Origin of the sequence: Actinobaculum sp. oral taxon 183 str. F0552 (assembly GCF_000466165.1) — a bacterium.
Taxonomy (GTDB): domain Bacteria; phylum Actinomycetota; class Actinomycetes; order Actinomycetales; family Actinomycetaceae; genus Peptidiphaga.
This window is the reverse complement of record NZ_KE951417.1, coordinates 37,821-50,389: the sequence shown is the minus strand read 5'-3', so window position 1 is coordinate 50,389 and position 12,569 is coordinate 37,821. Positions and strand designations below refer to the sequence as shown.

Below are 12,569 nucleotides of genomic sequence, written 5' to 3'. Positions count from 1 at the left end.
CGAGCAGGCCGTCGCCGGGATCGGCCGGCGGGGCGATGTTCATCCCCCCGCCGAAGTACTTCGTGTTCGCCACCGCCACGAGCGTCGCCAGCCCGGCGGCCGCGCGGCCGTCCACTTCCACGCGCACGCCGTAGGGCGAGAATCCTCTGAGGGTCGCCAGGGCTCCGCGGACGTAGCGCAGGGTTCCCGGCGGCCAGGCCAGGGAATTGGTCCGCAGGTTGATGGCGGCGTCGATCCCGGCCGAGACCACCGCTAGAGCCCGGTGGGCGACGCCGCGCGAGGAGACCTCCATGGCGTCGACGGGCCGGGAGTCGCAGGACGCGAAGAGGTCGAGAGCGAGCGCCGTGGACTCTTCGGGCCGGCGTATCGGCAGGTCGAACTCGCGGGCGATGTCGTTGCCCGATCCCACGGCGACGATGCCGAGCGGCACACCGGTCCCGGCGAGGGCGTCCACCGCGGCGTGGACGGTTCCGTCGCCTCCGACGGCCAGCAAGAGGTCGATGAGGCCCAGGCGTGCGGCGTCGCGGGCGCTTTGCGCGCTGTCGGCGGCGGTGGCGCCGGTCAGGTCGAGGGACGCGACGTCTCGCCCCTCCAGGCAGGCCTTGACGCGTCCGGCGTGACGTCTGCCGGTGTCGCGTCCGCTCGCCGGGTTGGCGATCACCCCCGCCCTCATGCGTCCGCGTCCTCGGCGAGGGCGGCGAAGCGTCCAGCCAGACGCCGGGCCACTTCGGCGGGTCGGACGTCCAGGACGGCCGGGCCCAGTTGGAGGAGCAGCGTGGCCAGGAATTCGTCCGATTCGGAGCGGAGCGTCACCTCGGTCAGGCCGTCGCGCTGGACCGCGGTGGCGCCGGGGAGCATCTCGGCGATCCATCTGCCGGCCCGCGTGACGGTGAGCGTCACCGTCACGCCGCCGGGCTGCCAGGCGGAGTCTCGGCGTACGGCCGATCTGGCGGCCGCGAGCTCGTCGCGGCGGGCGCCGGGCCCCAGGCGCACCGCGCCTATCCGGTCGAGGCGGTAGGTGCGCGCGCCGTCGGCGCTCCAGGCCAGAAGCACCGGGTTGACGGCCGAGCGCACGTCGACGGGGATCGCGCGGACGGCGGTCACCGACTCCCGCAGGCCGGGTCCCGGCCGGTGGTAGGAGAAGTCGATCCAGGCTCCGCAGGCGAGGGCGGCGTCTATGCGCCCCATCGTCTCCGGATCGGCGGCCGCGGCGGGTTCGGGCCAGATGACGCCCGCGAAGCCGGCCTCCTCGCACGCGGCGACGAGCTTGGCGCGCATGGCCGACAGGGCGTCGGCCGACGGGCCGGGCGGGGTGATCTGCGCGACCGAGTCGACGAGGGCGACGATCGCGATGACCTCGTCGAGGGTCAACGGGAGGTCGGGGACGTCGGCCGACCCCCACGCGCCGAAGGAGACGGCCGAATCGGCCTTCGCCGGCTCCTCCCCCGGCTCCTCCTGGCCGGGCCGGACGGGCAGGGTCAGGGAGTAGGCGTCGACCAGGTCCCCCAGTTCGACGAGCGAGGCGCTCCACAGCAGGTCGAGGGCCTTCTGCCAGGGCACGCCGAAATGGGCGCCGAGCTCGCGGAGCGTGGCCGTCCGGCCGGGGCATTCGGCGAGGTAGACGAGCATGGCGTTGGTCAGGACGACGCCGTCGGCGTTCATGGAGCGGCTGCCGTTCACGATGCCTCCCGATCCGGATCCGGCGGATCCGACGGGGGTTCCGTGTCGGCCGGGTCGGCAGGCTGTTCCGGAGCCGGCAGGCCAGCGGACTGTTCCGTGTCGGCCGGGTCGGCAGGCTGTTCCGTGTCGGCCGCGGCCGTCCCCGACTGCGCCAGGCCCGCCAAATGATCCAGGCGCCGCCTCCACTCGGCCACGAGGTCCTCGCCTCCGAGCAGCCTGACCTCCCGGGCGTAGGAACCGAGGAGCTCGTAGAGGCGATGTCTGTCCAGGGAGGCGAGTCGAAGGCACGCCCACCCGTCGGGGACGCGCGCGCCGGGCGGCGGCTGGCAGGGCCGGCCGCGGGCCAGGAGCGGTATCGTCGCGTCCGGGCTGACGGCCAGGGTCACCTGCCGGGCGGTGAACACGTCGGCGTCGGGGGCCTCGTCGCGGGGCCTGGTCGCCGGCTGGCCGACCCGCAGGCTTCCCGGGACCACTCGCGACACCCTGAACGTGCGGTAGCCCCACTCCCCGTCGTCGCCGCAGGCCTGGCCCGACGCGTAGAAGGCCCCGCGCTGGACGAACAGCCGGGCGGGCTCCAGGACGTAGTCGCGCCGGCGGGTCCCCCGGTAGGCGAAGCCCACGCGCCGCCGGTACTGGAGGGCCCTGGCGATCGGTACGACGGCGTCCCCGGAGGGGACGGCGGCGTGGACGAAGCGCGGCGCGGACTGCCCGGAGGCCGTGGTCGCCAGTATCTTCGCCATGCCGGTGTGCGCGGCCGATCTGAGGCTCCCGCCGCGCCCGAGGCCCGTCAGCAGGGAGCGCACCAGGCCGACGTCGAGCGCGGTCAGCGGCGCGATGATGGGGGCCTCCTCGGCGATGCGGTAGGAGTCGTCCTCGACGGCGATCGGATAGCCCGCCTGGCGGAGGACCGCGATGTCCCGCTCGAAGGTGCGCCGGAAGGCGGCGGTCGAGTCGTAGTCCGCGTATGCGGGGATGTCCGCGCGGGCCTGGGCCCGGGTCACGCCGGAGGGGCGCCCGATCGCAGTGAGGAGGGAGAACTGGCGTTCCCAGCGCGTGTATCGCTTGGCCTGGTGACTCACACGTCAAGGGTAATGGAGCTGTACCCTTGATCGCGTGATGATGTGGCGCAGCGGGGAGGTCGTCTCCCTGGGGGAACGGTGGAACGGATGCGTCGAATGCCGGGTGCGGCTCGACGGCGGCGGCCAGACCCGGGCCTTGGCCTACACGCGGATCGTCGGGACGCCGGACGTCGGCGCGCGCGCGATCCTCAGCGCCTCCGCGGCGGCCAGAGGCTTGGGGACCGGCGGATACCTCATGGTCGTCGCCCTGCCGGACCGCCTGCCCGCCGACCCCGACCCCGGCCCGGGGCACATCGTCAAAGCGCGTTACACGCCGCTCCAGTACATGACGATGGGCGCCGACGAACAGGAGTCGCCGTGGCACGACCTTCTCCGCCACGCCGACTCGATCGAGGGAATGCCCGTGGTGGTCGCCGACCTCCACTCCGCCCTGCCCGCCGTGGCGGCCGCGATCCGCGCCCGCAGGCCCGATGCCCGCATCGCCTACGTCATGGACGACGGCGGCAGCCTCCCGGCCTGGTTCTCCCGCACTTGCGCCCGCCTCCGCGAAGAAGGGAGCATCCTGGGCACCGTGACGGCCGGGCAGGCCTTCGGGGGCGAGCTGGAGGCCGTCAACGTCCACTCGGCCCTGCTCGCGGCGCGCCTCGTATGGGAGGCGGACGTCGCCGTCGTCTCGCAGGGCCCGGGGAATCTCGGCACCGGCACCCGGTGGGGCTTCTCGGGCACGCGCGCAGGCGAGAACCTCAACGCAGCGGCCGCCCTGGAGGGCCGGCCGATCGGGCTTCTGCGCATGTCGAGCGCCGACGCGCGCGGACGCCATCGCGGGCTGTCCCACCACACGGCGACGGCCCTGACCCGCGTGGCGCTGGTGGAGACCCTGTGCCCGTGCCCGGTCTTCGACGAGTCCGAGCTGTCGGGCCTGATCGGCGAGGACGTGCGCGCGCTGCTGAGCACCCAGCTCGATTCGCTCTTCGAGTGCGGCAGGCTCAGGCGAGTCGACGTGTCGGTGGAGGGCCTGGACGAGGCGCTCGCCTCCTCCCCCGTCCCCCTGTCGACGATGGGGCGCGGACTCGCCGAGGACCCTCTCGCATTCCTCGCCGCGGGCGTGGCCGGGTACGCGGCGGCGGACGCGCTGTGACGAGCCGCTCCGCTCGTGCCGGTCGGCGTGAACCCCCTCGGTCCGCGGCGGCGCAGCCGCGGGCCGCTCGTGGGGCCAGTGCCGCGACGTCCGGCAGCTCGGCGCGGCAGCATCCGGGCGTCGCGCCGGACTACGGCGTGAGGATGTACTTCGATCCGACTCCGCGGGCCATGTCCTCCAGGCTCTCGACGAGCGCCTCCAGCGGGCGGACCTCGGTGCACAGGGTCATCCCGTCGAACTTGCCGGACGAGAGCAGCTCCACCGCGATCTGAACGAAGCGCGGCTGATGGTGGTAAACGCCCTTGAGCGTGTACTCCTTGTAATGCATGTCCGAGGAGTCGACCTGGAACGGGGCGTTCTTCGGGGTTCCGCCGAAGAGCACGGCCGTTCCGCCGGGGCGCAGGCACAGAACGGTCTGTTCCCACACGTTCGGCAGACCGACGGCCTCGATGGCGACGTCGGCGCCGCGTCCGCCGGGCGTCAGCGGCCGGATCGCCGCCGCGCATTCCTCGGGCGTCTCCAAACCGGTCAGGTCGACGACGGCGGAGGCCCCCGCGGCCTCGGCCTGGGCGAGGCGGCCTTGCGAGCGGTCGGCCACGACGACCGTCGCTCCCCGCAGCTGCGCAAGCCTCAGATACATCTGGCCGATCGGGCCCGCGCCGTTGACCACGACGGTGTCTCCGAGCGCGATTCCCGATTCGTGCATCCCGTGGACCACGGTGGACAGGGGCTCGAGCGGGGCCGCGGCCTCGAAGGCCAGGGTGTCGGGGATCGCATACGTGTTGCGCTCGACGATCGCGCGCGGGACGACGATCTGCTCGGCGAAGGCGCCGTTGAGATACTGGAGGTTCTCGCACAGCGACTCGCGCCCGATGGTGCACGCCCAGCAGTGGCCGCACGGAGCGGTGTTGGCGGCGACGACCCTCTGGCCGACCTCGAAGTCGGCCACGCCTTCGCCCACCTCGCAGACGATCCCGGAGAACTCGTGGCCGAAGCGGGCGGGCAGCGTGGGAAACAGGGTGGGGTGCCCCCGCCGGTAGGATTTCAGGTCCGTTCCGCACGTGGCGGCGGCCTTGATGTCCACGGCGATCTCACCGGGGCCGGGGTGCTCGACGGGGACGTCCTCCAAGCGCAGATCGCCGGGGCCGTAGAACATGTAAGCCTTCACGATTGGTTCCTTTCTCGCGGACGGGCGAAGGCGCGGTCGACGGTGACCGCCGGCCTTCCCCGGAATTCGGTTCGGGCCCGTTCATGCCGTCGTTGGCATGGCGTGACGGGTCCCCATTCATCCTAGTGACGGCCGCCACGGGGATTCAAACGGACAGGCGCCGTCGGCGCTCCGCGTACCAGCCGGCGGCCCGGTCCCGAGGGCGCCGGCCGGGATGCCCGGGGCGAAGGGCGAAGGGCGCGGCCCAGCAGGCCCCACCTGGACCCGCAAGATTCGAGCGTCGGGAGAAGGACGGGCGCGGGGAGATCCTGCACGCCAAGCCCGGAGCACGGCGAACGCGGTCGTCGGGGCCCGGGTCAGATCCTGCAGGCCAGGACCGGGGTGACGATGATCCCCCTGGCGCCGATCCGGTAGAGGTCGTCCATCACCCTGTTGACGTCGCCGGTCTCGACCATGGACCGCACCGCGTACCAGCCGGCCTCATGAAGCGGCGATATCGTCGGCGACTGGAGGCCCGGGGTCAGTTCGACGGCCTCGGCGAGGTTGGCGGCGGGACAGTCGTAGTCGCACATGACGTACTGCCGGGCCACGAGGACCCCCTCAATCCTGCGGTCCAGGATCTCCAGAGCCGCGGGCGAAGGCCTGTCGCCGCGGATGAGCACGGCTTCGGACTCCAGGATCGCCTCCCCGAAGACCTCCATCCCCGCGGCGCGCAGGGTGGTGCCGGTCTCCACGACGTCGGCGATGAGGTCCGCGACTCCGAGGCGGACGGAAGATTCGACGGCACCGTCCAGGTGGACGACCGTCGCGTCGACGCCGCGCTCGGCGAGGAAGCGCCGGACGAGGCCGTCGTAGGACGTGGCGATGCGCTTGCCCCGCACGTCCTCCAGGCTCGCACAGGTTCCCTCGGGTGCCGCGAAGCGGAACCGCGACCGGGCGAACCCGAGCGCCCGGTGCTCGACGGCGCCCGTGCCCGAGTCCAGGAGCAGGTCGCGGCCGGTGATGCCGGCGTCCACCGTTCCCGCGCCCACGTAGACGGCGACGTCCCGAGGTCGGATGAAGAAGAACTCGACGTCGTTGTCCGCGTCGGCGAGGACGAGTTCGCGCCTGTCCCGGCGCTGACGGTATCCGGCTTCGCGCAGCAGCTGGGAGGCCGGTTCGGAGAGCGATCCCTTGTTGGGCACGGCGATGCGGAGCATGGCGATCCTAGAGGTAGCGGTAGACGTCGGCCAGGGTCAGGCCGCGGGCGATGAGCATGCACTGGAGGTGGTAGAGGAGCTGGGAGGCTTCTTCGGCGAGCTCGGCGTCGCTCTGGTATTCGGCGGCGATCCAGACCTCTCCGGCCTCCTCGAGGATCTTCTTGCCGATGAAGTGGATCCCCGAGTCGAGTTCCCGGACCGTGCCCGAATCCTCCGGGCGTTCCTCCGCTTTGACGCGCAGCTCGCCGAACAGTTCCTCGAATGTCTTCACACTCCGAGTTTACAGGGCGCGGATCCCCCGAGGCGGCATGGGGCCGCCCGGGGGGGGGATCCGACTGAGCCCGGTCGGGGGAACAGCGGAGCCCGTAAGGGGCCGCCGTGCCCGCCGAGGCGATGCTCCGCCGGGTGGCGGGAGGCCCCGGCTGCGTCCCGACCCCGGGCGGCGGCTACTTCGTCAGATCGGTGTAGGCGTCTGCGGCGGGGACCGGCTTGCTCAGCAGGCCGTTGTCCTGCATGAAGGAGGACATCGCCGTCCAGGTTCCCGCGTTCTGGGAGCCGAAGGCCCCCGAGGCCGTGTACAGCTCGAGCGTCCGGGCGAGCGTGGCCTTGGCGGCCGCGCGCCGCTGGGGGTTCGCCAGAGCGGGCACGTGCCTGCGCGTGATGGCCAGGACATCGTCGGGGTGCTCGCGGCAGTATGCGACGGCCTTGTCCAGAGCGGTGAGCATCTTGCGGTAGGCCTGGCGGTTCGTCCGCAGGTTCGCCGACTTCGACCCGAGGCCGACCCCCACGAGGGGCAGGCCGTCGGCCACCGGGGAGACCGTGCGGACCTTCATGCCCGCCGTCTGCAGTGCGACGGCGTCCGAGTTCGTGAAGCCGATGACGGCGTCGACCCGCTTGGCCGACAGCGCGGCCGACTGCGTGTAGCCGATGTACTGGACTTTGACGTCCTTCTCGGACAGGCCGTAAGCCTTGAACATCGCCCGCAGAGTGAAGTAGTTCTCGCCCTGTTGGCCGGGCAGGCCCACCGTGCGGCCTCTCAGGTCGGCCGGGGCCCGGATGGGCGAGTCCTCGGGAACGATGAGGGCCACGGGGTATTTCTGGTACATCGTCGCCCAGTCGACGACGTCCACGCCGTTGGACCGTCCGCGCATCATCTCGTCTCCGCCGGCGAAGACGACGTCTTCGTGGCCGGCTTCCAGGGCGCCCAGCAGCGACTCCTGGGCTCCGTGGTGGCGGAGCGTGACGTTCACGCCCTCCCGGGTGAAATAACCCTTCTCCTTGGCCACGTAGAAGGGGGCGAACTGGATGTCGGGGACGTAGGTCAGCCCCACCGTGACGGCCTTGCCGGAGCCTTTCGAGCCGGCTTCGCCGGACGCCGAGCAGGCCGTCAGGGCGAGTGCGAGAGCGGCGAGGACCGCCGCGATCCGCCGTTTCATGTCGTCTTCCTCTCCGCCGGGCGCACGCCCGGCCGTCTCGTGCGCCGGAGCCGTCCGGTCGCGTGGTGCATGGGGTGCGGACGCCGGGGCTCGTCTCTGACGAGGTAGTTGGCCCGCCGCTCCACCAGGGCGAGGAGCCCGTAGATAGCCGTCGCGCTGAAGGCCAAGAGGAGGATCGCCGCGAACATCCCCTCGACGTCTGCGGAGGTCTGGGCGCTGGTCAGCTGCATCCCCAGGCCCGTCCCGCCGATGATCATCTCCCCGACGACGGCTCCCGTGACCGACAGGGTGAATCCCGTGCGCAAGCCGGCGAGGATCGACGGCGCGGCGAGGGGCATCTCCATGTAGCGCAGGAGCGTGAGCCGGGAGGCCCCGTCCAGGCGGGCGGCGCCGATGACCTCGGGGTCGATGTGCCGCACGCCCACGGAGGTCGAGACGATGACGGGGAAGACGACCATCATGACGCACAGGACGACGATGGGCACGAGCCCGTAGCCGATCCAGATGGTCAGGAGCGGTGCGACGGCGACGGCTGGCACGGCCTGCGAGGCGGCCAGGTAGGGCTGGACCGCCAGGGAGAAGAGTCGGGACTTGGCGATGGCGTATCCCAGCGGGATGCCGACGACAGCGGCTCCCGCACACCCCAGAAGCGCCTCCTGCAGAGTCAGGAGCAGGGCTTCGCGCAGGTATCCCTCACGCAGGCCCTCGACCATGCGCGCGACAGTGGCCCGCGGGGTGGGGAGGAAGTGCGTGTCGACCAGGCCGAACGCGGTCGCGCCCCACCACAGGAGGCAGACGGCCGCGCCGAAGACGACGGGCGGCACCGCCGCCGGCCATCTTTTGGATTCCATTCGGTCCTCTCCCCTGCCTCGGCCATCGGGGAAGGGAGGGAACCGGCATGCCGCGCCGCAGGCATGCGCCGTGAGGCATAGTCGACCCGCGTGCGCCTCCCATCCGGACTGTCACCGTCGGTCGGGGAATTCCACCCCGTCAACCGCTTGCGCGGGTCGCGGACTGTCACCGCCGGTTCAGACTTTCACTGACCCCGGAGCACGTTCGTGTTCGATGCGATTATGCCACAAGCCGGGCGGCAGGGGGAATCGTCAGTGGACGTGCGGGGCGGCCAGCTGGCGCAGCGCCTCGACTTCGGCCGCCGCGTCCTCGGCCCTGTAGACGGCGCTGCCCGCCACGAAGTTATTGGCGCCGGCCTGGGCGGCCTTCTCGATCGTCGAGCGGGAGACGCCGCCGTCCACTTGGACCCACACGTCCAGGCCCGCGTCGCGGATGGCCTTCCGGGTGCGGCTGACCTTCGGCATCATCGACTCGATGAAGGACTGGCCGCCGAAGCCCGGTTCCACCGTCATGACGAGGATCATGTCGAATTCGCCGAGGATGTCGACGTACGGTTCGATGCCGGTCGCCGGGCGCAGCGCCAGGCCGACCCGCCTGCCCTGGGCCCGGATCTCGCGCGCCAGGCGGAGGGGGGCGCTGGCGGCCTCGGCGTGGAAGGTCACCGAGGCGCACCCCGCCTCCGCGTAGACGGGCGCCCACCGGTCGGGGTCTTCGATCATGAGGTGGGCGTCGACCGGGACGGGGCTCGCATGGACGGCCGCCTCCACCAGGGGCAGCCCCAGAGCGAGGTTGGGAACGAAGTGATTGTCCATCACGTCCACGTGCACGTAGTCCGCGGTGGAGATTCTGGCCAGTTCGTCGGCGAAGTGGCCGAAGTCGCAGTTGAGGATCGACGGTGATATGACAACGCTCATGGCGCAATCCTACCCGCCTGCCGCAGGCAGGGGCTTCCGGGCCTTCGGACCTCGCCCTCCGCGCGACCGCCTAGCCGCACACCGGGGGCAGGGGCTCCGCCGCTTCGATCGCGGCCGCCCGCCGCGGGCCCCGATCGTCCCCGCTTGCCCTCGGAGCCGCTCATTCCTTGGCGAGGACGGCGAGGAACATCCCGTCCGTCTCGTCGGCGTCCGGCCACAGCTGGACGCATCCGTCGTAGCCGGCGACCTCGCGCACGGCGACGGCGCTCGCGATCGAGCCGGCGTCGAGAAGCCTCGCCCGCTCGGTGGCCTGCACGAAGGAGGAGACGACGGAGCGGGTCTCCTCGACCACGGGGGTGCACGTCGAGTAGACGAGCGCGCCGCCGGGCCGCAGGGCGCCGAATGCGGAGGCGAGGAGTTCGCCCTGGAGCCTGGCCAGGGGCGGGACGTCGCCCGGGTCCTTGCGCCAGCGCGCCTCTGGCCTGCGCCTGAGCGCCCCCAGGCCCGTGCACGGCGCGTCGACGAGGATCCTGTCGTAGCGGTCGGACTCCTGGGAGCCGAGGTCGCGTCCGTCGCCCAGGCGGAGGTCGACGATGTCGCTCCACGGCTCGACGGCGTCGGCCACGAGGTCGAGCCGGTGCTCTCGGGGTTCGTTCGCGTGGACCCTGGCGCCGCGGTCGGCGGCGAGCGAGGCGAGTGTCGCCGCTTTACCCCCCGGCCCGGCGCACATGTCCAGCCAGAGGCCGTCCGGCCCTTCGACGGGGGCTCCCGCCAGCATCGCGGCCACGAGCTGGCTTCCCTCGTCCTGGACTCCAGCCAGGCCGTCGCGCACGGCGTAGAGCCGGTGCGGGTCGCCGCCTCCGAGCAGGAGGGCGGAGGGCGCGAGCGTGCCCGGCTCGGCTTCCATGCGGGCCGCGCCGACGCGTTCGGCCAGCTGCCCGACCGTGATGTCGCGGGCCACAAGGGCGACCTTCGCGGGCTCGTTGTCCGCCGCGAGGACGGATTCCACGTCATCGCGGTCGCGTCCGGAGGCGGCGAGCGCCTCCTCGAACTTCTCGACGATCCACCGCGGGTGGGAATGCCACAGGGAGAGGAACTCCGTGCGGCTCGCCGTCGAGGAGCGGATGACCTCCTCCCATTCGTCCGCGCGTTCGCCGACGCGGCGGAGCACGGCGTTGACGAAGCCGCCGGCGCCCTGGCCGAAGAAGTTCCTGGCGACGGTCACGGTTTCGTGGATCGCGGCGTGGGGCGGCGTCTGCAGGCCGAGGAGCTGCTGGCAGCCCATGCGGAGCAGGTCCAGGACGGGCGGGTCGATGTCGTAGATGCGCCGCCCTCTGGCGCATCGGCTGATGATCGCGTCCCATCGGCCCCGCATGCGGAGGGTCCCGTAGCACAGGTTCGTGGCGAAGGCGGCGTCGAGCTTTCCCAGCCCTGCCCGCCGGATCTCCAGCGGGAGGACGAGGTTGGCGTAGGCGTCGTCCTCGTCGACTTCGCGCAGCACCTCGAAGGCGACGAGCCTGGCCGGGCTGGATTCCCGGCGTTTGGGGTGCCAGCCCGACGGGCGCCGCCCGGCCTGCCCTCCGCGTCCGTCGGCGCTCTCGGCAGCCGGGTCAACCGGGCGCGTGCTCACTGCGCCTCCTTCACGTCGAATCCCCGGCCCTCCTCGAGCCGGGCTCCCCTCAGCCAGTCGGCGGCGGGCATGGGCTTCCTGCCCGCGGGGGCGACCCAGCTCAGGGCGACCGCCCCTTCGCCGGCCCCGACCAGGACCTCCTCCGCCCCGTCCGCTCGGCTGGCTCGGATCCGTCCCGGCGGCAGGCCCGCCACGCCGGGGCGTGCGGTCAGGGGCCCGAGTTTGACGCGCGCCCCGCGCAGTTCGGTCCAGGGGCCCGGCGTGGGGGTGTGGGCGCGGCTGTGCCGGTCGATCCGCTCGGCCGCGTCCCGCCAGTCGATGCGGGCGTCCGAGGTGGAGATGGTCGGCGCGTACGTCGCGGTGCCTTCCTGGGGGGCCGTCTGGGCCCTGCCGTCCTGGAGGTCGCGGAAGGTCGCGGCGAGGAGGTCGGCCCCGGCCTCGGCGAGGCGTCCGAGGAGGTCGCCGGCGGTGTCGGACGGCCCGATCGGCTCTGCGACGCTGGAGAAGACGGGGCCGGTGTCCAGGCCCTTCTCCAGGCGGAACGTGCACGCCCCGGTGACCGGGTCCCCCGCGGCGATCGCGTGCTGCACGGGCGCGGCGCCCCTCCAGGCGGGCAGGAGGGAGAAGTGGAGGTTGACCCAGCCGTGCTCGGGGACGTCCAGGAGCGGCGCGGGCACGATCAGCCCGTAGGCGACGACGGCGACCGCCTCCGGCTGCCATTCGGCGATCCGGTTCTGGACGTCGGGGTCCTTGAGGGTGGTCGGCGTGTCCACGGGGATCCCGAGAGCCTCCGCTTCGGCGTGGATCGCCGAGGGCCGCAGGACGTGTTTTCTTCCGGCGCGCGCGGGAGGGCGGGTGAGGACCCCGGCGAGCTCGTGGCCGTCGGCGACGAGGCGCCGCAGGGACGGGACAGCGGTTGCGGGCGTGCCCGCAAAGAGAATGCGCACTCGCTCAGTCTACCGTCGCCGCCGTCCGCGATTCCGGTGGGCGGTCCGCACGGTTCGCTCACCACCGAATCCTCGGCCCTCCGAAGCTCGCCGGATGGCGTGGGGTCGTCTCTCGTGTCGGCGGGGCGGTCGAGGGCGGCTTGCAGTGGTCCTCACGGTTTGGGCTCATCGGCCTCCGGTTCTATGGGCTTGTCGAATGGGGGAGTCGAATCGACGGGTTTGTAGACGTATTCGTCTTCCATGTGGTCGAAATCCGGGTAGTTCCAGCGCATGTAGGAGTCGATCGCCGAACGCTTGAGCTTTCCCACATGGGAGTGAATATTATGGTAGTCGCTTTCGGTGTAATCGGACACGGTTGCTCCATTCTATTGTACGAGGATTCGATCGCCAATCGGAGAGCTTCGGAAGGTATTGGTTTTGTGCGTTCGAGTCTAGGTCGAATCGATGTGATGCGCAATGGCGTATTGCGTCGGTATCTGTGAGCGAATCGACGAGCGGACGCTTTGACGGCCTCTCGGCTCAGAAT

Annotated in this window: 13 protein-coding genes and 1 riboswitch; of the genes, 1 reads left to right on the top strand and 12 read right to left on the bottom strand. The window is 71.8% G+C overall.

What is annotated here, in order from left to right; genetic code table 11:
• The 3 genes from HMPREF0043_RS03635 to HMPREF0043_RS03625 all read right to left on the bottom strand — a co-directional run.
• The coding region (locus HMPREF0043_RS03635) for a diacylglycerol/lipid kinase family protein (protein ID WP_021601518.1) at nt 1–673 on the bottom strand (673 nt) is incomplete at its 3' end.
• On the bottom strand, nt 670–1,680 hold the full coding sequence (locus HMPREF0043_RS03630) for a helix-turn-helix transcriptional regulator (protein ID WP_040317777.1): 1,011 nt from the start codon (nt 1,678–1,680) through the stop codon (nt 670–672). The genes HMPREF0043_RS03630 and HMPREF0043_RS03635, both read right to left, overlap by 4 nt.
• A complete protein-coding gene (locus HMPREF0043_RS03625; RefSeq protein ID WP_021601516.1) occupies nt 1,677–2,759 on the bottom strand; it encodes a helix-turn-helix transcriptional regulator in 1,083 nt (360 codons plus the stop codon). Before HMPREF0043_RS03625 ends, HMPREF0043_RS03630 begins: the two co-directional genes overlap by 4 nt.
• Before the next feature lie 37 nt (nt 2,760–2,796).
• Here HMPREF0043_RS03625 and HMPREF0043_RS03620 point away from each other — a divergent pair, with 37 nt between their 5' ends.
• Nucleotides 2,797–3,897: a DUF3866 family protein gene (locus tag HMPREF0043_RS03620; RefSeq protein ID WP_021601515.1), complete on the top strand. Its 1,101-nt coding sequence runs from the start codon at nt 2,797–2,799 to the stop codon at nt 3,895–3,897.
• A gap of 130 nt (nt 3,898–4,027) precedes the next feature.
• On the opposite strand, the gene HMPREF0043_RS03615 is transcribed toward HMPREF0043_RS03620, so the two are convergent.
• The 9 genes from HMPREF0043_RS03615 to HMPREF0043_RS10990 form a co-directional block, all read right to left on the bottom strand.
• Entirely contained in the window at nt 4,028–5,065 is a 1,038-nt protein-coding gene (locus HMPREF0043_RS03615; protein ID WP_232206017.1) for a zinc-dependent alcohol dehydrogenase, read from the bottom strand.
• 356 nt (nt 5,066–5,421) lie between these two features.
• Complete coding sequence (hisG, locus tag HMPREF0043_RS03610; RefSeq protein WP_021601513.1) at nt 5,422–6,264, bottom strand: ATP phosphoribosyltransferase; 843 nt, start codon at nt 6,262–6,264, stop codon at nt 5,422–5,424.
• Nucleotides 6,265–6,271: 7 nt separating this feature from the next.
• Entirely contained in the window at nt 6,272–6,535 is a 264-nt protein-coding gene (locus tag HMPREF0043_RS03605) for a phosphoribosyl-ATP diphosphatase (RefSeq protein ID WP_021601512.1), read from the bottom strand.
• 175 nt (nt 6,536–6,710) lie between these two features.
• Complete coding sequence (locus tag HMPREF0043_RS03600; protein ID WP_021601511.1) at nt 6,711–7,700, bottom strand: ABC transporter substrate-binding protein; 990 nt, start codon at nt 7,698–7,700, stop codon at nt 6,711–6,713.
• Entirely contained in the window at nt 7,697–8,551 is an 855-nt protein-coding gene (locus HMPREF0043_RS03595; RefSeq protein ID WP_021601510.1) for an ABC transporter permease, read from the bottom strand. Before HMPREF0043_RS03595 ends, HMPREF0043_RS03600 begins: the two co-directional genes overlap by 4 nt.
• Nucleotides 8,552–8,638: 87 nt before the next feature.
• A riboswitch (FMN riboswitch) is annotated at nt 8,639–8,757 on the bottom strand.
• A gap of 46 nt (nt 8,758–8,803) precedes the next feature.
• The gene (rpe, locus tag HMPREF0043_RS03590) at nt 8,804–9,466 is read right to left on the bottom strand and encodes a ribulose-phosphate 3-epimerase (RefSeq protein ID WP_021601509.1); all 663 of its coding nucleotides are present in this window, start codon (nt 9,464–9,466) and stop codon (nt 8,804–8,806) included.
• A 160-nt stretch (nt 9,467–9,626) separates the two neighbouring features.
• Complete coding sequence (locus tag HMPREF0043_RS03585) at nt 9,627–11,096, bottom strand: RsmB/NOP family class I SAM-dependent RNA methyltransferase (RefSeq protein ID WP_021601508.1); 1,470 nt, start codon at nt 11,094–11,096, stop codon at nt 9,627–9,629.
• A complete protein-coding gene (gene fmt / locus HMPREF0043_RS03580) occupies nt 11,093–12,043 on the bottom strand; it encodes a methionyl-tRNA formyltransferase (protein WP_021601507.1) in 951 nt (316 codons plus the stop codon). The genes HMPREF0043_RS03585 and fmt overlap by 4 nt, the downstream gene beginning before the upstream one ends.
• Before the next feature lie 152 nt (nt 12,044–12,195).
• Nucleotides 12,196–12,396 carry a hypothetical protein gene (locus tag HMPREF0043_RS10990; protein WP_021601506.1) on the bottom strand — a complete coding sequence of 67 codons (201 nt, stop codon included), beginning with the start codon at nt 12,394–12,396 and terminating at the stop codon, nt 12,196–12,198.
• Between the last annotated feature and the right edge of the window lie 173 nt (nt 12,397–12,569).